A 22,106-nucleotide genomic window follows, 5' to 3' on the forward strand; every position below is an offset into this window, starting at 1 on the left:
AAAAACCCAAATGGTTGCAGTTTTATAGAGACAATTTCTGGATTGTTCTTATCTACTCATATCGCAAATTGTCTACCGGGTTTCTACGAGCCGCTTTTAACGACTGGTAGCCAACAGTTAGCCATGAAATAATCAGCACTCCTGCTGTTCCTGCCAGAAAAATAAGCGGATCTATGGCTATTCTAAACGGATACGCACTCAGCCAATCTTCCATATACCACCAGGCCAGTGGAATGGCCAGAGCAGCCGACAGTAAAATAAGCCAGGTAAAATTATTGAACAGCAGGGTGAGTAGGGTAAAGGTAGAGGCACCTAGTACTTTGCGTATACCAATCTCTTTTTGACGTTGCTCGGTTACAAAAGCTGCCAAACCAAAAAGACCCAAACAAGCAATGGTTATGGCTAAAATGGCAAAAACCATAAAGATTGTTTTCACTCGTTGCTGGCTTCTAAACTGATTTTTAAAAATCTGATCCAGAAAGGAATATTCGAAGGGCTGCCCACCGGCAAAGTTGTCCCAGGTGTTTTGAGCGTAATCGACTACCTCAGCGGCAGCTTCGGGTGCAAAGCGAATACTCAATGCGCTGTTGCTTTTGCCCAAAAACAAGGCATGAGGGGTAATGTTGGTGGTCATGTTTCTAAAGTGAAAATCCTTCATTACACCAATAATGGTAAAAGTCTCGGATCGATTGTTGACCACACCTTCCAGTGTTTTAATCCGCTTGCCGATTGGATTTTCGGTGTATCCAAAGCGTTTAAGGGCTGTTTCGTTGACAATAACGGCCGAAGAGTCTGAAGCAAGGTCTTTGTCGAAAAACCTACCGGCTACCAACTCTATATCAAAAACCCGTGCATAGTCTTCGTCTACATACCAATTTTGGGTAGAAACAGCTTCGTCTGGCGAAGAAGCTTCTTCGCGCAAAAAAGGAAAGTCATTGAGTGCATCCGTTGCAGGAATGTAACCGCTCACGCTAGCCCCTTCAACCATTGGGTTGCGTTCCAACTCTGTTTTGAAAGCGTTGAGTTGTTCTCCCAGAAGTTGAGTTTCGTGTACAATGAGAATTTGATCTTTATTAAAGCCCAGTTGCTTGTTTTGCAGAAAGCTCAACTGTTGGTATACCATCAATGAACCGACAATGAGGAAAATGGAAATAGCAAACTGAACAATTACCAAAGTGTTTCTTAGCCATTTTGAGGCTTTTCCTTTGGTGATTTGACCCTTAAGTACCTTTACCGGGCTAAAAGAAGAAAGTATGAAGGCCGGGTAAGAACCAGCCAGCAGGCCTACTACAAAGGTGGCTAATAAAAGGTAGGGCCACAGACCACCGGTGCCAAAAATGGGGTTTTCCATAGACTTCTCGGTGAGCTCATTGAACGCGGGTAGGAAAGCATAAACCAGCAGAATGCCAAATACCATGGCCAGCGATACATTTAGTATTGCTTCAGTGATAAACTGACCAATGAGTTGGTGCCTCATAGAGCCAAGCACTTTTCTAACCCCTACTTCTTTGGCTCTTATGGCCGCCCGCGCAGTGGCCATGTTCATGAAATTGATGCAGGCAATTAGTAGAATAAATGCACCTATTATGCTGAAGAAATACACATTTTGAATGGTGCCTGTTTCGCCCAACTCAAAATCGAGTGAGGAGTACAGGTGTATGTCTTTGAGCGGCTGTAGGTAATAGCGAATGTCCATGGCTCCGGCATCCAGACCTTCCTGCATGTCGGCCCCCATAAATTGCTGTACCTGCTGCCCCATGTGTTTAATGAGGAAATCCAGCATTTTGCCATCGAAGGCAGCTTGCTGATCGGGGTTTTGCAGCTCCACATAGGTTACAAAATTATTGCTTAGCCAGAAGTTCTGGCGGGCGTCTTCCCGGTTGAGCATAGAAATGAACATATCATAGTCGAAATGGGTGTTTTCCGGTATATCGGCAATTACTCCCGTTACCTTCATGTCGGTGGTATTGTCTACCCGAATGGTTTGGCCAATGGGATCTTCATTGCCAAAAAACTTGCGGGCGGTAGATTCTTCCAACACCACGGTGTTGGGCTCGTCCAGCAAATGTGCTTTGTCTCCACTAATAAGGCTAAACCTAAATATGTCCATGAACTCCTGGTCGGCCCAGGTAATGCGTGGCTGTTGAAAATACTGATCTCCCACCCGAATCAACATGCTGGTGTTGCCCCGTGTTCTACCTGCCCTTACTACTTCAGGAAACTCTTCCTGAACCGTCTTGGCGAAAGGATCGGGAGCTGTTGGCAGGTTAAATTCATTATCGGCAAACTTCAGGTAGTTGGCTACTCTAAATATGCGTTCTGAGTTAGGAAAATGCTTGTCGTAGCTTAGCTCATGCTTTACATACATGGCTATAAAAATGCATGCGGCCATGCTCACCGCTAAACCCAGCAGATTGAGCATTGAATAGAATTTGTGGCGCATCATGCTCCGATAAGCCACTTTGATGTTGTTTTTGACCATTGTTGTATAGATTATATTTTGAGTTAACCAATTGCTTCTGAGTAGTGACACTCTGAAAAGAAGCAGCACATCTATAAAAAACTTTCGGTTGGCATAGGCCTGTCCTTTTACGTTTAAGTTGTGCTCATAATACTCTTCCAGATCTCCCAGAATGTCTTCTGCAAAATCGGGGTGACAGTACAGCCTGAATATTTTCTCACCGAGGCTTTTTAGCATAGTTTGTATTGAAGCGCCACGTTCTGAATCTCTTTGTAAAGCTCCATTCGGGTTTGCATGTTGTAGTCCAGTGCCTTTTTGCCAAAAGCTGTGATTTTGAAGTAGCGCTTACGCTTTCCTCCTCTGGCTTTGGTTGTTTCTCCCAGCTCCGAAACTATGAACCCCTTCTCTTCCATTCGTCTGAGTGCAGACTGAAGGGCTCCTATAGAAACCTTTCTTTTCAGGCGTTTTTCTATTTCCTCTTTAATTGAAACCCCGTAGGCATCGCCATGCAATACGCCCACTGTTAGAAGTACGTATTCCTCAAATTCACCCAGTTGATATTTCTTCATAATTGAAATTAATTCCTAAATGTAGTTTTTTTGATGAAAGTAAAAAATTAAAATTTCCTAAATGTAGTTTTTATTACCTCGATTTAGGGCCTGTTGCTGTTAAAGGTTTGATCAAGATTGCCTGCCGGTTGGCATAGGAATTGACTTTTTTGCCTTTCAATAAAAAGCAAGAGGCTGTCTCAAAAGCTAGGTGAGCGTCACCCTGAACTTACCAGTTGGTAGACAAGTTGAGATGACGAGTTTTGAGGCAGCCTCTATTGAGAGTTATTCGCTCCTTAGGTTGTTGGCTGGGTTAGCCTTAATGGTTTTAATGGAAATGAGGCTTATGGTCAAACCAATGAGCATTAATATTCCCACAGAAGTGACGCCATACACCAAAGGGCTTATGCCTGCCTGGTAGGTAAAGTTACTGAGCCAATTGCGCATGAAAATCACAGAGGCAGGTATGGCTATTAAGAGAGCTATGGCAGCTATAAGAAGGTGTTTTAGGTTTATGAGCCATAGAATGTTTTTGGCCGATGCACCAAGTACCTTTCTAATGCTAATTTCTTTTACCCTTTGGCGGATTACAATGGATATTACACCTAGCAATCCTCCGCAGGCCAAGAATATGGAAATGGCAGAAAGTATTACTGTCAGCCTAAAAGTGCGAGCTTCTTCCTGGTAAAGCTCTTCAATTTGGCTATCTAAAAACCTATAACTGAAGTCGACCTCGGGAACAATCTCAGTGAATTTTTCTTCAACCTGCTCTATGATCTGAGGCAAGCTATTTGGGTCGAATTTGGCGATTAAATGGTTGTAGGCATTCTGGTTCATCATCATAATGATCGGCCTAATCGGAACATGAAGAGAGTTATAATGGAAATCTTTAACCACACCTACAACAGTGCCTTTTACCAGCTCTTCATTATTCACCCAAAAAAGCTGTTTGCCAACCGGATCCTGCACGTTCAATTCCCGAACGGCTGTTTCGTTGAGTACAAATGCAGTACCTGCAGAATCTGCTGCAAACACATCATCGAGCATTCGGCCCTCTACTATTTCCAGATTCAGTGTGCTGGCAACATCTTTATCTACGAACATTTCAGAGGCATCAACTCTCAATTGCGGATTCTCCTCCATGTACAATGGATGCTGGTTGAACTGCCCTCCCGGAACGTTTGACACCATGGATGTCTCGCCTATTCCCGAAATAGACTCTAACTCCGATTTTAATGTTCTTATTTTCTGACTGTAGGTTTGCCCCACAATGGTAAGCACCATTAAATTATCCTGATCGAAACCGAGGTCTTTATCTTTAAGAAACTGAATCTGATTACGAATGGTCAGACTACCACTAATAAGAATCACTGTAGCCACAAGCTGAACTCCAAGCAAACCATTTCTGAGGTTTGAACCACCAAGCTTGCTCAGCTTCAGTCCACGAAGAATACTTCCTGCTTCGAAAGAATTGAGATAAACTGAGGGATAAAGAGCCGAAACAATTGCCGTAAAAATTGCTGTAAGCACCATAAAGGTTACCGTTTCGGTCTGCCATAAGTTTTCGATAGCAATGCTTCCATTCACCAAATTATTAAATGGCGTTTCCAACCAATTCATTACAAAAACCGAAAGTATCAGCGCCAGAAAAGTAGTTACCAAAGCCTCTATACTGAACTGGGTAAAGATTTGAGACCTGAATGCGCCAAGGGTCTTTTTCACCCCAACTTCTTTTAGGCGTTGAGCAGCCCTTGCTGTGTTCAGATTCACAAAGTTGATGATAGAAATGAGCAGTATGAAAAGAGCGCTAACTCCGTAAATAATCAGGTAACTATAACTACCATTTGGTTCAAGTTCCCATCGAATATTGGAGTGCAAATGAATGTCTTGAATGGGTTGAAGCTTGAAACCAATTTCTCCGGCCTTTAAACTTTCAATATTGTCCTCTGACCAATTGAGGTACTTCGGAATCCAATTGGGGATTTTAGACTCTACCACTTCTGGGTTTGTTCCCGGGCTAAGTTTCACATAGTTGAAATGCCCGAAATCGTCCCATGAAAGCCAAGGGTCGTTAAAAGGAAGTGACTTTAAAGTAACGTAGGAAAGCATAAAGTTAAAGCGAAAATGAGATGCTTTAGGCGCATCTTTAACCACAGCAGCTACTTCCAAAAGATCTACCATTCCGTTGAAAGATAGTCTTTGACCAACGGGGTCTTCATCACCAAAAAACCGCTTAGCTGTAGATTCAGAGAGAACAACTGCCCATTCATTCTGAAGCGCTTGTTTTGGGTTTCCATATATCGGCTCATAAGTAAACACATCGAAAAAGGTGGTGTCTGCAAAATATCCGTCTGTGATTTCATGAGTCACGTTAGAGGCATCATGTGTAATGAGAATGACGTCTTTGGTTAAACCCGGACCATAGATTGGGGAAAAAGTCACTGCTTTTACAACTTCTGGAAACTCACTAACCAGTGCCTGAGCCATGGGGTGAGGCGTACGGGTTTGTGGATTTTCATTCATCCAGGCAATACGATAGATGTCGTCTGCATCTTTATGGTGAGAGTCATACGAGGTCTCGAATTTTAAATGCAGGTAAATGAGTCCGCAAACGGTAAAGGCCAATACTAGGCCCAGCAAGTGGAAACTTGTCTGCATTTTATGGCGCATCATTCCGCGCCAGGCAAATTTGAAATAGCTTCTGTACATGATAATTATGTTTGAGTTTTGACCAATTTTCTTTAGAGCAAAGGGGCGTAAAAAATGAAAGAGATGAAACCAGTAGAGCAGGTTAGCTTTCCACTTTGGTTTTGCTTCGCGCTCTATTTGATAGTACTCAAGGAGGTCTCCTTCTATTTCTTCCAGAAGACGATCTTTGCAAAACCAACGAAGCAACTGGCTTCCAAGGGTTGGAGGGCTATAAAGTGGTTTGTTGTTAGACAAGCTTGGCTAGTTTTAAGGCCATATTTGGTATCTGATTGAACAGCGAGTTTCTGAGCTCATGGTTTTTCTGAAGAGCCTTTTTACCTTCTGCGGTAATGGTAAAAATGCGCTTTCTACGGCCTCCTCTCTCATGGGTGGCTTCGGCTAATTCAGACTTTAAAAAGCCTTTATCCTCCAACCGGCTTAGGGCAGAATGCACGGCACCAATAGCAACTTTTCGCTTGGTCTGGTTAATGATTTCTTCCCGAATACTCAAGCCGTAGGCTTCGGGATAAAGCACCCCGACAATTAAAAGAACTAACTCTTCAAATTCACCTAGCTGCGTTCCTTTCATCTTTTCAATTTTCGTATTTGTAGAACAAACTTAGCATCAATTTCTACAATTATGAAATTTGTTTCTTAAAAGACACAAAAAAACCACCTTTGTCAGGTGGCTCGACTTTATCAATTCTCCCTCAATTTAGAGGAGGCATCCGCAAGGCAGCTTGGTCAACGATACTGCGGTGGATTGATGCCTTTCATTCTCAAATAGGTTACAATCTGTCCTCTGTGATGGGCATTATGATCGAGATAAGAGATGAGTCCGGCTGTGAGCTGGTCATTATTTTCCTGGGCTAAAATGAAGGCATTCATTTCATCAAACTTGGTTTTGGCCCACTCAATGAGTTCTTTTTTAGATTTGCTGTTTTCATCGCCTGGAGCCCATTGCGCTTGCCCCCCATTGGCAAAAGCTCTGTGAAAATAGTCTATGCTGTAGGCAATATGATAAGCTTGAGCCGCAAAAGTTCGTTGTTCATCGTTGGGTTTAAAGTTGTAGCTATCTTCCGGCATAGCCTCCAAAACAGCGAGGGTATATGCCTTACTGGCTTCCAATCGCTGCTTAAGCCAGTCGTAGCCTCCGTGATCCGCCATTGCAGAGCCGGTTGTAATCAACAGAGCGAAAAAGGTATAGGTAAGGGTTTTGGCAATTTTCATAAAGTTTGGGTTTTTGATACAGGTTACTTATACGTAAGAACTTACTGAATTTGTTTCCTTACCTCAACCTTACCCTGGCTTACGGTAAAAAGCTTATGTTCTTGCTTAATCTTCTCAAAAATGGAGATAGAGCGTTCTGGCCGTGCATCGGTAACGAAAATTTGCCCGAAAGCATCTGAGGCTACCATTTGAATTAGCTTTTCAATGCGTAGGTCGTCTAGCTTATCGAATATATCATCGAGCAAGAGAATGGGCTTTACGCCCAGTTCATTCTTAAGGAAATCGAAGTTGGCTAGTTTAAGCGCTATCAGATAAGATTTCTGCTGTCCCTGAGACCCAAATTTCTTTACTGGCTTTCCGTCCATTAGAAAAACAAATTCATCTTTGTGTGTGCCCCTGTTTGTTCTTTTAAGAATAAGGTCCTTTTTCTGCGAATGACGGAACTTCTCTTCAATTCCCTCCGAAAAATCAGACTCATAGTCTATTTCTATGGTCTCCCGTTGTCCGCTCAACATGGCATAGTGCTTTACCAATAATGGCTTAAATACAGCTATAAACTCCTTACGTACCTCATACACCTTTTGACCTAAATCGAGCAACTGCCTGGTAAAAGGCTCCAGTAAGTCGGCATCGAAGCGGTCTTGCTCGGCAAACTGTTTCAGCAAACTATTTCTTTGTTTCAGCGCGTGGTTGTAGGCGATAAGGTTGTTTAGATAGCTTTGATTGACCTGCGAAATAATGGCATCGAAAAATTTACGTCTGTCTTCGCTAGTACCTCTGATTACATCGGTATCGTTTGGAGCGATAAGCACTGTAGGGAACTTGCCAATGTGTTCACTAGCCCGTTTGTAGGGTTTGTTATCCAGCTTGATGCTCTTTTTTTTGCCTGCCTGATAGGCACAAAGCACTGTCCGTTCTTTTTGGTTTTGAGAAAAAGTGCCCTTTATAGAAAAGAAGTCTGCCTCGTGTAAAATACACTGCAGGTCTTGGGCTTGGTCGGCACTTTTGGTAAAAGACAGATAGAAAATGGCATCCAGCAAATTGGTTTTGCCACTACCGTTTTCTCCCAGAAAACAGTTTATCTGGCTGGAAAAGGCCACATGAGCTTCTTTATAGTTTTTATACTGAATGAGTCGAATGGATTGAAGATGCATTTTCTAACCGAAAGCCGATTTAATTTCAAAGTTGAACGTTTTTGTCTTATTTTCGCACTCCTATTTAAACGATTGAGAATTAAAGGTTTCAACCTTTTAAAAAACAATACATGGCAGCAGCAAAAGGTAGCACTAAAGCTAAAGCAAAAAAAGAGTCTAAGTTTTCGAAAGAGACTTACATGTTTTGGTACGAAAACATGCTTTTGCAGAGAAGGTTCGAGGAGAAAGCGGGAATGCTTTACGGCCAGCAGAAAATTAGAGGTTTTTGTCATTTATATATTGGGCAGGAAGCTTGTTCGAGCGGAGCAGTTACTGCTCTAAAGGAAGGCGATAAGTGGATTACCGCGTACAGAGACCATGGCCAGCCTTTGGCTCTGGGTTCTGACCCAAAGAAGGTTATGGCCGAACTTATGGCCAAAGCCACCGGAATTTCCAAAGGTAAGGGCGGATCTATGCACATGTTCGACAGAGAGAAAGGATTCTTTGGTGGACACGGAATAGTAGGTGGCCAGGTGCCGCTTGGAGCTGGTATTGCTTTTGCCGAGAAGTATAACAAAACCGATAACCTGTGTATCTGTATGATGGGTGATGGTGCCGTGCGTCAGGGAGCTTTTCATGAAGCACTCAATATGGCCATGACCTGGAAGTTGCCCGTGATTTTTGTTATTGAAAACAACGGATATGCTATGGGTACTTCTGTGCAACGCACATCGAACGTAACAGAACTCTACACCCTGGGTGAGGCCTACGACATGCCATCTGCTCCGGTAGATGCCATGAATCCGGAAAATGTTCACGTGGCCGTGGAAGAGGCTGCCGATAGAGCCAGAAGAGGTGATGGACCAACTTTGTTGGAGTTTAGAACCTACCGATACAAAGGGCATTCAATGTCGGATCCGGCTAAGTACAGAACCAAAGAGGAGCTGAACGAATATAAGGATCGTGACCCCATAGAATATGTGAAGTCTAAGATTCTTGAAAACAAGTGGGCCACCGAAAAGGAGCTCAAAGAAATAGACACTAAAATAAAGGCTCAGGTAGAAGAGTGTGTGAAGTTTGGAGAGGAGTCTCCTTATCCAGATCCTTCAGAAGCTTACAAAGATGTTTACGTTCAGGAAGATTACCCGTTCATCACTGAATAGGTTTTAACCCTTTGTTTTACAACAATTTCTTTATATTTGCGACCTAATTTTTGAGAGAGATGGCGGAGAAAACTTCATCAGAAGGAAAAAGCACTAACAAGCCCGAAGGCACTATTGAAAAGTTCAAGAAAGAAGTAGGCCCGGTGGGTTTTGTGGGGGCAATCGTTGGTTTGGCAGTTATTGTATTGGCTAGTGGTATCTTCCTTTGGAATTACCGCACACAGCAGCGCAATATCGATGCTCAAAACGAAATTTTTCAGGCACAGTATTACTACGAGAGCGATAGCCTGGAGCTAGCACTTCTTGGCGATGGTAGAAACCTGGGCTTTTTGGACATTATGGATATTTACAGCGGAACAGAGGTAGCTAACTTGGCTCACTTCTATGCCGGTGCCAGCTACCTGAAGCAAAGAGACTTTGAAAAAGCTCTGGAATACTTAAAAGGATTCTCTACTTCTGAAATTTTGGTTCAGGGCAGGGCATACAGCCTTATTGGCGATGCCTACATGGAGTTAGGCAATTTTACAAAAGCTGCCGATAGCTATGAGAAAGCCGCTAACACAGTAGACGATTCGTATTTTTCTCCGGCATACTTATTAAAGGCTTCACTGGCCCATGAAAAGGCCTCTGATCTTAAGGCCGCTATAGCCGCCTTAGATAAGATTGTAAAGGAGTATAAAAATGCTCCCGAAGTAATGGAAGCACGAAAGCAGAAATCACGTTTGGAAGTCCTTGCCGGGCGTTAATAAAAACAAAAAATTAACGAGAAAGGTAAGGCACATGTCTTACCTTTTTTTATTCATAAGAAAATGGCATCTAACGAAAAAAACCTTAGCGAATACAGCAGCACAAACATAAAGCCCATTGGCGAACGTAAGTTTGCCATTGTGGTGTCTGAGTGGAACGAAGAAATTACAGAAGCGCTCTACCATGGAGCTTACAGTACGTTGATACAGCACGGAGCCTCTAAACAGAACATTATCAGAAAAAATGTTCCCGGAAGCTTTGAGCTGACACTGGGCGCACAATGGATGGCTCAAGATAACTCAATTGATGCAGTAATCTGTATTGGCTGTGTCATTCAGGGAGAAACGAAACATTTCGATTTTATATGCGATGCAGTGGCCCATGGCATTACCAATGTGTCGCTCAAGTATAATAAGCCGATAATTTTTGGTGTACTCACCCCCAACACTAAGAAACAAGCGCTCGACAGATCAGGAGGTAAATATGGCAATAAGGGCGATGAAGCGGCCATAACCGCAATTAAAATGTTGGGCTTCTAATTGTTTTCGAAAAACCATGCAGGTATACAAATTTGGAGGAACTTCTGTGGGCAGGCCGGAGCGCATGCATGCAGTGGCCGATCTTATAACGAGAGACTCAGAGCGTAAGGTAGTGGTGCTATCGGCACTTTCAGGCACTACCAATAGTCTGGTGAGTATAGGCGAGTCTTTGGCGGCCGATAGACGAGAGGAGGCTTTGGAGAAGATCAATTCACTAAGGCTACACTACAACCAGTTTATTCAGCAACTTCTTGGTACCGCAGAGAAACGGGCAGAGGCAGAGGAGGTAATTCACGAACACTTTGAATTTCTAAAAATAACGCTCAAAATATCGTTCAATGAAGCCCTGAGCAGAGATATTCTTGCCCAGGGTGAGCTAATGTCTACCAAGCTTTTCACCCTATTGTTACAAGAGCGAAATATTGAGGTGCAGCTTTTACCGGCCTTGGAGTTTATGCGAACCAATGAGGACCATGAGCCTGATTTGGAGTATATCTCCAAGCACCTGCAGGCAAAGATCGACCAGTTTGCCAACTGTGGCCTGTTCATTACTCAGGGCTATATATGCAAAAACCACAAGGGAGAAATAGATAACCTTCAGCGTGGAGGAAGTGACTATACAGCCTCGTTAGTAGGGGCGGCTATTCGTGCCGATGAGGTGCAGATTTGGACGGATATTGATGGCATGCATAATAACGACCCTCGCGTGGTAGATAAGACCTATCCCATAGCGGAGCTGTCGTTCGATGAAGCGGCTGAGCTGGCTTACTTTGGAGCCAAAATATTGCATCCGGCATCGATCTGGCCTGCTCAAAAATATGGAATCCCGGTCAAGCTGCTCAACACCATGCAGCCCGAGGCCAAAGGAACAGTGATCAGCACCTCCACCATTTCGGCCGATGTCAAAGCTGTGGCGGCTAAGGATGGTATTACTGCTATAAAAGTGAAGTCTACCCGAATGCTTCTGGCCTATGGTTTTCTGCGTAGAATTTTCGAGATATTCGAGAAATACAAAACACCTATAGATATGATCACCACCTCTGAGGTGGCCGTTTCGGTAACTATAGATCACGATGAGTTTTTAGACAAGATTGTGGCAGAGCTAAGTCAGTTTGGACAGGTGGAAGTTGACAAAGGCCAAACTATAATTTGCATTGTGGGTAATTTTGTGGCCGAACAGAAGGGTATAGTGAGCAATATATTCGATGCCCTAAAGGATACCCCTATCCGAATGATTTCTTATGGGGGCAGCAGACACAATATTTCATTACTGACTGATAGTACTAATAAAGAACATGCACTTAAAGTCTTGAATCAACATTTATTTAACCTGTAATCTCATATTGGGAATTTAGTCCATATTGGGTTTTTAGGAAGCTGAAAAAAGAGTATGTCTGATAGGCATACTCTTTTTTTTGTTTTGAAATATCTGGCGTTAACTATCTAATAATCAGTCGACTGGGTTTTCTTGAGCTTAAGGTGATTACCAAGATTGTGCAGAAGAACTCATTGGGCAAAATGTGGAAGGGCCTTTGTAATAAGTTTTGGAAAGACCAGAACTATGAAAAAAATTATCGCTCTTTTAACCTTACTTGTTGCCGCATTTTCATGCGCTAACGAGACATATCTCTTTGCCGATAAAAAGCAAGAAGAGGCACTGGCACAGCACAGCCAGGCACTTTTGGGTCGGTGGGCTCCTGAGAAGGCTCCTAACGACCAGTTTATGGTTGGGTTTAAACAGGTAGAAGAAGGCATGGCCTTGCAGACGCCATCGGGAACTAAAATGGTTCAGAATATTCAACCGGTTGGAGCATTGGGCCTGGCTATTCATTTGACTGATGGTAATGTGAGCCGTAAGGTTATGGCGCAGTTCACTTCTTACCAACGCACTACTTTGGTGCTCATGAATACTGAAGGATTAGACCTGGGAATAGGCTCTCAATACCCTCTTGTATTGCGCAAAACAAAAGAGGAGACCGTTACTACAGCCTCCTCTATGAAGTAAGTTGGTTTTATGTGGCCTTAAATATGCAGCGCTCTGTTGTCGGTGGCTGCCAAACAGGCCTCTTTAAACGCTTCGGTGTAAGTTGGATGCGCATGAGACATGCGGCCAATGTCTTCTGCACTGGCTCTGTATTCCATGGCCACTACGGCTTCTGCAATCATATCGGCTGTTCTTGGGCCAATCATATGAACACCGAGAATCTCATCGGTGTTTTTGTCGGCCAGCACTTTCACAAGTCCATCAGTATCCATAGAGGCTCTGGCTCTGCCCGATGCCTTGAAAGGGAATGATCCTGTTTTGTACGCAATGCCTTTCTCTTTGAGTTGCTCTTCGGTGTAGCCTACAGCGGCTACTTCAGGCCAGGTATATACCACCCCTGGAATCAGGTTGTAGTTAATGTGTGGCTTTTGCCCGGCCATTACTTCTGCTACAAACGAACCTTCTTCTTCAGCCTTGTGAGCGAGCATAGCCCCTTTAATTACATCGCCAATAGCATAAATGTTATCGGCAGAAGTTTTGAGGTGCTCGTCTACTTCTATTCTGCCTCTGTCGTCTGTTTTGATCCCCACATTTTCTAGTCCTAAACCTTCAGTGTAAGGCTTTCGGCCTATAGAAACCAGGCAATAGTCGCCTTTAATTTCTACAGTTTCACCCTTTTTGTTCTCGGCCTTTACCGTTACCGTTTTGGCGGTGCTCTTTACCTCAGTTACTTTATGACCCAAATAGAAGTTGAAGCCTAGCTTCTTCAGCGACTTCTTTAGTTCTTTTCCCATAGTGCTGTCCATAGAAGGAATGATCTCATCCATAAACTCAACCACAGAAACTTCAGCTCCTAGTCTGCCATAAACCGAGCCCAGCTCCATACCAATTACTCCACCACCAATCACAATCATGTGTTTTGGCACTTCTTTGAGTTCAAGGGCTTCGGTAGAGGTAATGATTCTTTTCTTGTCAATTTCTATAAAGGGAAGAGAGGCGGGTTTAGAACCGGTGGCAATAATTACCTTATCAGTTTCCACAGTGGTTTCTTTGCCTTCCTTATCGGTAACTTTAATATGCGTTTTGTCTATGAACGAACCCAGGCCGTGGTGCACGTCTACTTTGTTTTTCTTCATTAAAAAAGAAATGCCATTCACATTGTCCTTTACCACCCCTCTTTTGCGCTCAATCATTTGATCGAGATTTACCTTTAGATTGTCTAACTCAATACCGTGTGTCTTAAAGGTATGGGCAGCGTTGTGGTAATGCTCGGAAGAATCGAGTAGAGCTTTGGAGGGTATACAGCCTACATTCAGGCAGGTTCCACCAAGCGTATCGTATTTTTCTATGATGGCAGTTTTCATGCCTAGCTGAGCGCATCGGATTGCTGCTACATATCCACCAGGGCCTGAACCAATAACTGTTACATCGTATTTCATATTGTCGTATTTAGTTCTAAGTACATTGTACTTAGATGGGTTTGTTTTTGAGACTTTTTGTCGTTCGAACAAGCTCATTAGTTCTTTGGAGAACTTACGTTGCGTCTCCCGTTAGAAACCTGAGCCTTTCGGCTATGATTAGTTCTGTTTCTACTCTAAAGTAGAATTCTGGGCTAATCCATTAAGCTGGTCGAGTTCTTCACCTGAACTACCGCCAGCACCTTTTGCAATCTTTAATGAAGCTGACAAGGCAGCTCTTTTGATTTGACTCGTTAGCCTAATCCTTTCATTATCACGAATGTGCCCGTTCAGGGTATAAACTTCAACCGTTAGGGTTGTTACTTTTTCTAAACAGCCACTCCATGTTTTTGTGTATGTGTTCATGGATTTATATCTGCCGGCCGGGCCAGGTATCAGATAATCCAGGCTAAACACCGAGCAACAGTCTGGTTGGGTCTTCCAACAATTCTTTCACTCTTACAAGGAAGCTCACTGACTCACGACCATCAATGATTCTGTGATCATAAGAAAGAGCTACATACATAATAGGTAGGATTTTTACCTCGCCATTAACCGCCATGGGCCGCTCCACAATGTTGTGCATACCAAGTATGGCCGACTGAGGAGCATTAATGATTGGAGTAGATAGCATAGAGCCAAAGATTCCTCCATTGGTAATGGTAAAGGTTCCTCCGGTCATTTCATCGATAGTAAGCTTATTGTCACGGGCTTTGGTAGCTAATCTTACCACTTCTTTTTCTATCTGGTCAAAGCTTAAGGTTTCTGCATTTCTTATAACAGGAACCATCAATCCTTTTGGAGCCGATACGGCAATGGAAACGTCTACGTAGTCGTGGTAAACTATTTCATCGCCATTAATTTGAGCGTTTACGGCAGGCCATTCTTTCAGGGCCATCGTAACGGCTTTGGTGAAGAAAGACATAAAGCCAAGGTTTACCTCATACTTCTCCTTGAACTTCTCCTTGTATTGCTTTCTCAAATCCATAATGGGCTTCATGTTCACCTCGTTGAAGGTGGTGAGCATAGCGGTTTCGTTTTTCACAGAAACCAGCCTTCTGGAAACCGTCTTTCTTAGCGAAGACATTTTTTCCCTTCTTTCCCCTCTTCCTTCAGTGCTATGGGCAATGCTGGTAGAAGTACCGGCTGTGCTTGGTTGCTTCGGAGCTTCTTTGGAAGGAGCTTTGGCGTTTTCTGCGTCTTCTTTGGTAATACGGCCGTCTTTACCTGTGCCTTTAATTTGAGAGGCATCGAGGCCTCTTTCGGCAATAATCTTGGCAGCTGCCGGAGAAGCATGACCGGTGGCATAACTTTCTTTAGAAGGTGCTCCAGATTGATTTGCTGAACTGTTTTCCTGGCTGTCTTTATTTCCGGAAGAACTAGCCGGAGCTCCCCCTTCAGTTACTTCTATTTTGCAAATGAGTGCGCCAATTTCCAGTGTAGAGCCTTCCTCTGCAACTATTCTTAAAATACCATTGGCTTCGGCCGGAAGCTCAAAAGTGGCTTTGTCTGAATCAACTTCAGCAATTACTTCATCAAGCTCCACATAGTCTCCATCACTCTTAAGCCAACTGGAGATGGTTACTTCTGAAATGGATTCTCCAACAGTTGGTACCGTCATTTCCTTTATTTCTCCGGTAGACTTTGGTCCTGCGGAAGAATCCTGAGCCTGAGAAGATGAACCAGAGGTCTCTTCTTTAGAAGAGCTGCTGCTATTTCCCTGGGCTTCTGTGTCAATCAGGCAAACCACCTCTCCGATTTCAAGGGTAGCTCCTTCTTCGGCTTTGATGGTTAGTTTACCCGCTGCTTCCGCATTCAGTTCGAAAGTAGCTTTGTCTGATTCCAGTTCGCAGATGACTTCGTCCATTTCTACAAAGTCTCCATCCTTTTTAAACCATTGTGCAATGGTTACTTCTGTGATCGATTCGCCAACGGCAGGAATTTTTATTTCCAAACTCATGATGCTAATATTTTATGCGAAAGCTTTGTCTAAAATTTGTTCTTGTTCTTGTGCGTGTACTTTGGCAAAGCCGGTTGCTGGTGAAGCACTGGCCTTGCGAGAAATAAGCTTAAAGCTTCTTTCCGGGTAAATGCGCTGAATGTAGTTCCAATAGCCCATGTTCTCGGGCTCTTCTTGCAACCACATAAACTCCTTGGCTTTGTTGTACTGGTTCAACAGTTCTTCTACCTGAGTTTTTGGGAATGGATGCAGTTGTTCTATTCGAATAAGCGCTACATCTTTGGTTTTATCTTTTTCCCTTCTTTCCAGCAGATCGTAATAAACTTTTCCGCTACAAAGCACAACTTTTCGGGCAGATGCAGCTTTTACTTCAGGGTCGCCAATTACTTCTTTGAACCTTCCTGTGCTAAACTCTTCTAATGGGGAGATAGCTTTAGGATGTCTCAACAAAGACTTGGGAGACATAACCACCAATGGTTTTCTAAAGTCCCAGGTAAGTTGTCGTCTTAAAGCGTGGAAGAAATTGGAAGGAGTGGTAATGTTGGCCACTATCATGTTATACTCTGCACAAAGCTGCAAATAGCGCTCGGGGCGAGCATTAGAGTGTTCAGGTCCCTGACCTTCATAGCCATGCGGCAACAGAAGCACCAGTCCGTTCATGCGTTGCCATTTAGACTCTGAGCACGAAATGAACTGATCGATCATTACCTGAGCCCCGTTAGCAAAATCGCCAAATTGGGCTTCCCAAATGGTTAACGCATTTGGGTTGGCCATGGCATAACCAAACTCAAAGCCCATAACACCAAACTCTGAGAGTAGTGAATTATATATTTCAAACTGCTGCTCGGATCCTTCCAGATGATTAAGGCTGTTGTAGGCTTCATTGGTGTTGGCATCGTGCAAAACGGCATGTCTGTGAGAGAAGGTGCCACGCTGAACATCTTGTCCCGTAAGCCTTACAGGCTTGCCATCGAGCATTAAAGTACCGTAAGCCAATAGTTCTCCTCCGGCCCAGTTTACCTGTTTATCTTTGAAGAACATGTCTTTACGTTGCTTCAGCTGTTTTTCAATTTGCTTAATGGGCTTAAAGCCTTTTGGCAACTTGGTGAGTGCTTCGGCAACCTTATTGATCTTAGCCTCTGAAGCCCCGGTTTCTGGTGAAAGATCGAAATCTTCCGGTTTGGATCTCCTAAGGTTTCTCCATTCTTCCTCCAGCGGTTGGTATACATAGGGTAAAGGTTTTTGCTTTACCATATTAAGTCTGTCTTGAAGCAGCTCCCTGAACTCCGCATCCATGGTTTTTGCTAGTTCTGCTTCTACCTCACCCATTTCTATAAGTTTCTTATTGTAGACCTCTCGCGGGTTAGGGTGTTTGCTTATCACATTGTATAGCGAGGGCTGGGTGAATTTGGGCTCGTCACTTTCATTGTGTCCATGTCTGCGGTAGCAAACCATATCCACAAAAATGTCATCGCCAAACTTTTGTCGGTATTCCGTGGCAAACTGTACGCAGAAAACCACTGCTTCAGGATCGTCACCATTTACATGGAGAACCGGGGCATCTATAATTTTAGCTACATCTGTACAGTAAATGCTTGAGCGGGCATCGTCAAAGTCGGTTGTAAACCCAACCTGGTTGTTAATTACAAAGTGAATGGTACCACCGGTTTTGTAGCCATCTAACTGGCTCATCTGCACTACTTCGTACACAATGCCCTGGCCGGCAACAGCCGCATCGCCATGAATTAATACAGGCAATACTTTGGAACGATCGCGGCTGTATTCAGCATCGCCTTTAGCGCGCACAAAACCTTCCACAACCGGGTTTACAGCTTCCAGGTGCGAAGGGTTGGGGGCTAGTTTTATCTCTATGGTGTTTCCGCTTGGGGTATTTACCTGGCTGGAGAATCCCATGTGATATTTTACGTCACCATCGCCCATGGTTAGGTCTGGTGTGGCATTCCCTTCAAACTCATTGAAGATTTGTTCGTAGGTTTTGCCCATAATATTGGCCAAAACGTTTAGCCGCCCGCGGTGAGCCATTCCAATCATCACTTCCTGCACACCCAGTTCGGCTCCTTTGTTAATAATGGCGTCTAAGGCGGCTATGGTAGTTTCACCACCTTCCAACGAAAATCTTTTTTGGCCGAGATATTTCGTGTGAAGGAAATTTTCGAATACCACCGCTTCATTTAGCTTTTTCAGAATTCGCTTTCGCTGTTCTTTCGATGGCTTAAAGTTTAATGCGTCTTTTTCAATTTTTTCACGAAGCCACTTCAGCTTTTCAGGGTCGCGAACATACATGTATTCAAACCCAACGGTTCCTTCGTAGATGTACTTTAACGATTCGATAATCTTTCGAAGGGGGGCTCGGCCAATACCAATTTCTTCACCACAATTGAACTCTGTATCCAGATCAGCATCGGATAGGCCAAAGTCTTGAAGGTCGAGAATAGGCTTCCTATCTTTTCGCTCCCTTACCGGGTTGGTTTTTGAGCGTAGGTGAGCACGGGTTCTGTAGGCGTGTATCAGGTTGCGAACATTTACCTCCTTGTCTGACACAATGCCAGACGGTGTTGAGCTTTTAGCGGCTTTTTCGCTGCCCGGGAGCATAGGAAATGCCTCTTGAGCAAACTCGAAACCTTCGAAAAACTTCTTCCAGCCCTCATCGACACTCGAAGGGTCTTGTGCATACTGCTGATACAACGATTCTATTGCCTTGGGGTCGGCATTACTGATGTATGAAAATTTATCCATGTGCAGGAAATTACCTCTGAATGCGACAAAGGTACTCTATTCGTTTAGCTATTAAAAACCGTATAAACGGTTTTACGAATTCGATTGATATTGAGTTGTTAACTTACGTTTTGAGTGAGCTTTGTTCATAATTTTCAAGAGCGGTGTGTTTTTATTTAAAAAGCCCTTATCTTTGCAGTCCTTTTTCGGGACGTGTTCCCAATGAAGAAGTGAGGACGTGATCCTCGTAAACCATAAATGTAAAATGGCAGTAAAAATCAGATTGGCCAGAAGAGGCCGTAAGAAAAGAGCAATGTACGATGTAGTCATTGCCGATGCTAGAGCACCACGAGATGGTCGCTTTATTGAGAAAATCGGAACGTATGATCCGAATACTAACCCGGCATCAATCAACTTGGATAACGACAAGGCGTTCCAGTGGTTGATGAACGGAGCTCAACCAACCGATACTGTGAAGGCTATGCTTTCATACAGAGGGTTGATGTTGAAAAAGCACCTTCAAATAGGTGTTATTAAAGGAGCACTTACTCAGGAAGAAGCTGATAAGAAATTTGAAGCTTGGTTGGCTGAGAAGGACGCTAAAATCCAAGGCAAATCAGACAAGCTTGCTCAGGAGAAAGAAGCAGCCAGAAAAGCTAAGCTGGAAGCTGAAGCCAAAGTAAATGCTGCAAGAGCAGAAGCGTTGGCGGCTAAGAAAGCAGAAGCAGAAGCTGCTGCCAAGGCAGAAGAAGAGGCTACCGAAGAAGCTGAGGCAGAAGTAGAAGCATCGGCCGAGGAGCCTGCTGCTGAAGAAGGCGAGTCTAAGGAATAAGTCCGGCCATGACGCTTGATGATTGCTTTCAGTTGGGTTATATCATCAAACCGCATGGTTTAAAAGGAGAGCTGCAGTTGTTTTTAGATGTGGATTCTCCTTCAGACTACCGAAATTTGGAATCAGTTTTTGTTCGCAAAGGACAACAGCTGGTTCCTTTTTTTATTGAAAGCCTTCAGGTGGGGCCTACCAAAGCCATAGTAGCGTTTGAAGACATCGTTTCATTAGAGCAAGCAGAGGAGCTTAGAGGGCTGGAGTTGTATCTTCCTCTTAGTTTTTTACCTGCTGCAGGAGCCAATGAGTTTTACCTGCACGAAATTGAAGGCTTTATAGTAGTTAACCAGGAAGGGCAGCCCCTTGGCGCAATAAATAACATTGTGGAAAGTGGGCCTCAGCTGATTTTTGTGATAGAAAATGAGGAAGGAGTAGAAATACTACTGCCCTATCAAAAGCAATTACTAATTCGTATAGATCGGGAGAACAAGGAAATTCACCTGACCGTACCGGAAGGACTGGTAGAGGTATACACCAACCCAACTGATGAGAATTGATATTATCACCTGCTTGCCAAGACTGTTAGACAGTCCTTTTTCGCACTCTATCTTACAGCGTGCTCAGGAAAAGGGCTTGGTAGAAGTGGTGGTTCATGACTTACGCCAATGGGCTACCAATAAGCAAAAGCAGCTCGATGACTACGCCTATGGTGGAGGTGCAGGCATGGTGATGATGATAGAGCCCATTGACCGCTGTATCTCTCAACTGAAGAGCGAAAGGGCCTACGATGAGATTATTTATATGACCCCGGATGGTGCCAGATTAAATCAAGGCATGGCCAACCAGCTTTCACTAAAAAAGAACCTTATTATACTTTGTGGGCATTATAAGGGGGTAGACGAGCGGGTTAGAGAGGCTTTTATTACGCGAGAAGTTAGTATTGGAGACTACGTGTTGTCTGGTGGTGAGTTGGCTGCTGCAGTATTGTCTGATGCCATTATTCGCCTAATACCGGGGGTGTTGTCAGATGAGACCTCCGCTTTAACGGATTCGTTTCAGGATAATCTACTGGCTCCACCTGTATATACCAGGCCGGCAGAGTATAAGGGTATGAAGGTTCCCGAGGTATTACTTAGCGGCCATCAACAAAAAATTGAAGATTGGAGGGCTCAAAAAGCCCTAGAAAGAACCCAGGCAAGAAGGCCTGATTTATTGAATGAATAAATTTTCCCGTAAAAGGCAGATTATCAAAAACTAATCTCTATATTTGCAGTCCGTTTTGCGGGAAGAGCTTTTAGACGAAGAAATCATGAGCGATCTTATCAAACTTATAGAGGAAGAAAACAACGAGAGAAGAGCTGAATTCCCTTCTTTCGATGCTGGTGATACTATCAATGTACACGTTAAAATTAAAGAAGGAAACAAGGAGAGAATCCAGCAGTTCCAAGGTACTGTTATACAAAGAAAGAATCCCGGAACCAACGGTGAGACTTTCACTGTAAGAAAGGTATCTGGAGGTGTAGGTGTTGAGCGAATCTTCCCTATCCTTTCTCCAAACATCGACAAAATCGAAGTATTGAGAAGAGGTAAAGTAAGAAGAGCGAGATTGTTCTACTTAAGAGGACGTCAGGGTAAAGCAGCAAGAATTAAAGAAAAGCTGTAAATCACCATTAAAGAATATAGAGAAGCCCCTTTTAGGGGCTTTTTTTATGCCCTTTTAAGTAGGTCTTTGCAATTGAGAGCGTCATTTTGTCACTATTCCAAAAAAGGCTCGTTAATTGCAGAATAGTGCGAAATCTTCAATAATGGCATTGATTGAATTTTATAAATACCAGGGTACAGGCAACGATTTTGTTATGATTGATAATCGGAAGCTGACCTTCGACAAGCAAAACCTTAAAACCGTAGCTAAACTGTGCGACAGGCGCTTTGGAATTGGAGCCGATGGATTGATTCTTATTGAAACATCTACATCAGCAGACTTTGAGATGGTCTATTTTAACTCCGATGGAAGTCAGTCGCTCTGTGGAAATGGGAGTCGTTGTGCGGTAATGTTTGCCAGGTTTCTGGGTATTATCAATAATGAAACCACCTTTTTAGCCATAGATGGAGAGCACTATGCCAAAATTGAAGATCAAATAGTGCACCTTAAGATGCACGATGTGTCAGACTACGAATTAATCGGAACCGATTACCTGATAGACACCGGCTCGCCACATTACATACGTTTTGTAGAAGATACAGACCGCATAGACCCTGTGGTGGAAGGTAGGAAAGTTCGTTATTCCGATCGCTTTTCAGAAAAAGGAGTGAACGTTAACTTCCTGCAACAGGTGAATAACAACACACTGAAAATACGAACCTATGAGCGGGGAGTGGAAAACGAAACCTTGAGCTGTGGGACCGGCTGTACCGCGGCTGCCTTGTCACTGGCGCTTAAACAACCGGTAAACTCAGTGAATTTGCTGGCCATGGGAGGGCAACTCAATGTTTCGTTCAACCGGCATGACAGTGGTTTTACCGATATCTTTTTAAGTGGTCCGGCACAACATGTTTTCAGAGGTCAAATTCAGGTCTAAAGAAATAAATCAGACCTTCATAATTTATGCGCAAGCAACTAACTTTAGCAGATAA

Annotated in this window: 20 protein-coding genes; 10 read left to right on the forward strand and 10 right to left on the reverse strand. The window is 43.6% G+C overall.

Going from position 1 to position 22,106, the window contains the following annotated elements:
* Nucleotides 1-52 precede the first annotated feature (52 nt).
* From IE164_RS04875 to recF, 6 genes are all read right to left on the reverse strand, one after another.
* Nucleotides 53-2,698, reverse strand: a complete 2,646-nt coding sequence (locus tag IE164_RS04875; protein WP_189629050.1) for an ABC transporter permease — start codon at nt 2,696-2,698, stop codon at nt 53-55.
* Nucleotides 2,692-3,030, reverse strand: coding sequence for a PadR family transcriptional regulator (locus IE164_RS04880; RefSeq protein ID WP_189629051.1), 339 nt, complete (start codon nt 3,028-3,030; stop codon nt 2,692-2,694). The genes IE164_RS04875 and IE164_RS04880 overlap by 7 nt, the downstream gene beginning before the upstream one ends.
* A 264-nt stretch (nt 3,031-3,294) precedes the next feature.
* Entirely contained in the window at nt 3,295-5,952 is a 2,658-nt protein-coding gene (locus IE164_RS04885) for an FtsX-like permease family protein (RefSeq protein WP_189629052.1), read from the reverse strand.
* Complete coding sequence (locus tag IE164_RS04890; protein WP_189629053.1) at nt 5,945-6,286, reverse strand: PadR family transcriptional regulator; 342 nt, start codon at nt 6,284-6,286, stop codon at nt 5,945-5,947. The genes IE164_RS04885 and IE164_RS04890 overlap by 8 nt, the downstream gene beginning before the upstream one ends.
* A 155-nt stretch (nt 6,287-6,441) precedes the next feature.
* Nucleotides 6,442-6,927, reverse strand: a complete 486-nt coding sequence (locus tag IE164_RS04895; RefSeq protein WP_189629054.1) for a DinB family protein — start codon at nt 6,925-6,927, stop codon at nt 6,442-6,444.
* A gap of 41 nt (nt 6,928-6,968) precedes the next feature.
* Nucleotides 6,969-8,081, reverse strand: a complete 1,113-nt coding sequence (gene recF, locus IE164_RS04900; protein WP_189629055.1) for a DNA replication/repair protein RecF — start codon at nt 8,079-8,081, stop codon at nt 6,969-6,971.
* A gap of 110 nt (nt 8,082-8,191) precedes the next feature.
* Between recF and pdhA the strand changes: the two genes are divergently transcribed.
* The 5 genes from pdhA to IE164_RS04925 all read left to right on the forward strand — a co-directional run bounded on the left by pdhA (nt 8,192) and on the right by IE164_RS04925 (nt 12,514).
* On the forward strand, nt 8,192-9,223 hold the full coding sequence (gene pdhA / locus IE164_RS04905; protein ID WP_189629056.1) for a pyruvate dehydrogenase (acetyl-transferring) E1 component subunit alpha: 1,032 nt from the start codon (nt 8,192-8,194) through the stop codon (nt 9,221-9,223).
* Between the two features lie 59 nt (nt 9,224-9,282).
* Nucleotides 9,283-9,969: a tetratricopeptide repeat protein gene (locus tag IE164_RS04910; RefSeq protein WP_189629057.1), complete on the forward strand. Its 687-nt coding sequence runs from the start codon at nt 9,283-9,285 to the stop codon at nt 9,967-9,969.
* A gap of 63 nt (nt 9,970-10,032) precedes the next feature.
* On the forward strand, nt 10,033-10,509 hold the full coding sequence (gene ribH / locus IE164_RS04915; RefSeq protein WP_189629058.1) for a 6,7-dimethyl-8-ribityllumazine synthase: 477 nt from the start codon (nt 10,033-10,035) through the stop codon (nt 10,507-10,509).
* A 16-nt stretch (nt 10,510-10,525) separates the two neighbouring features.
* Complete coding sequence (locus IE164_RS04920) at nt 10,526-11,845, forward strand: aspartate kinase (protein ID WP_189629059.1); 1,320 nt, start codon at nt 10,526-10,528, stop codon at nt 11,843-11,845.
* A gap of 225 nt (nt 11,846-12,070) precedes the next feature.
* Nucleotides 12,071-12,514 (forward strand): hypothetical protein, encoded by a 444-nt coding sequence (locus tag IE164_RS04925; RefSeq protein WP_189629060.1) that lies wholly within the window; start codon nt 12,071-12,073, stop codon nt 12,512-12,514.
* Between the two features lie 17 nt (nt 12,515-12,531).
* On the opposite strand, the gene lpdA is transcribed toward IE164_RS04925, so the two are convergent.
* The 4 genes from lpdA to IE164_RS04945 all read right to left on the reverse strand — a co-directional run bounded on the left by lpdA (nt 12,532) and on the right by IE164_RS04945 (nt 18,667).
* Nucleotides 12,532-13,932, reverse strand: coding sequence for a dihydrolipoyl dehydrogenase (lpdA, locus tag IE164_RS04930; RefSeq protein WP_189629061.1), 1,401 nt, complete (start codon nt 13,930-13,932; stop codon nt 12,532-12,534).
* Nucleotides 13,933-14,082: 150 nt separating this feature from the next.
* Nucleotides 14,083-14,316: a four helix bundle protein gene (locus IE164_RS04935; RefSeq protein WP_189629062.1), complete on the reverse strand. Its 234-nt coding sequence runs from the start codon at nt 14,314-14,316 to the stop codon at nt 14,083-14,085.
* Nucleotides 14,317-14,359: 43 nt separating this feature from the next.
* Nucleotides 14,360-15,910 (reverse strand): 2-oxoglutarate dehydrogenase complex dihydrolipoyllysine-residue succinyltransferase, encoded by a 1,551-nt coding sequence (gene odhB, locus IE164_RS04940; protein ID WP_189629063.1) that lies wholly within the window; start codon nt 15,908-15,910, stop codon nt 14,360-14,362.
* 12 nt (nt 15,911-15,922) lie between these two features.
* Nucleotides 15,923-18,667 (reverse strand): 2-oxoglutarate dehydrogenase E1 component, encoded by a 2,745-nt coding sequence (locus IE164_RS04945; RefSeq protein ID WP_189629064.1) that lies wholly within the window; start codon nt 18,665-18,667, stop codon nt 15,923-15,925.
* Nucleotides 18,668-18,911: 244 nt separating this feature from the next.
* Here IE164_RS04945 and IE164_RS04950 point away from each other — a divergent pair, with 244 nt between their 5' ends.
* From IE164_RS04950 to dapF, 5 genes are all read left to right on the forward strand, one after another.
* Nucleotides 18,912-19,478 (forward strand): 30S ribosomal protein S16, encoded by a 567-nt coding sequence (locus tag IE164_RS04950; protein ID WP_189629065.1) that lies wholly within the window; start codon nt 18,912-18,914, stop codon nt 19,476-19,478.
* A gap of 8 nt (nt 19,479-19,486) precedes the next feature.
* A complete protein-coding gene (rimM, locus tag IE164_RS04955; RefSeq protein ID WP_189629066.1) occupies nt 19,487-20,029 on the forward strand; it encodes a ribosome maturation factor RimM in 543 nt (180 codons plus the stop codon).
* Nucleotides 20,019-20,696, forward strand: coding sequence for a tRNA (guanosine(37)-N1)-methyltransferase TrmD (trmD, locus tag IE164_RS04960; protein ID WP_189629067.1), 678 nt, complete (start codon nt 20,019-20,021; stop codon nt 20,694-20,696). The genes rimM and trmD overlap by 11 nt, the downstream gene beginning before the upstream one ends.
* Nucleotides 20,697-20,781: 85 nt before the next feature.
* Complete coding sequence (gene rplS, locus IE164_RS04965) at nt 20,782-21,135, forward strand: 50S ribosomal protein L19 (RefSeq protein ID WP_189629068.1); 354 nt, start codon at nt 20,782-20,784, stop codon at nt 21,133-21,135.
* Nucleotides 21,136-21,277: 142 nt separating this feature from the next.
* Complete coding sequence (dapF, locus tag IE164_RS04970; RefSeq protein ID WP_189629069.1) at nt 21,278-22,051, forward strand: diaminopimelate epimerase; 774 nt, start codon at nt 21,278-21,280, stop codon at nt 22,049-22,051.
* Nucleotides 22,052-22,106: the final 55 nt, after the last annotated feature.

This window comes from Roseivirga thermotolerans (assembly GCF_014653175.1).
GTDB classification, from domain to species: Bacteria; Bacteroidota; Bacteroidia; order Cytophagales; family Cyclobacteriaceae; genus Roseivirga; species Roseivirga thermotolerans.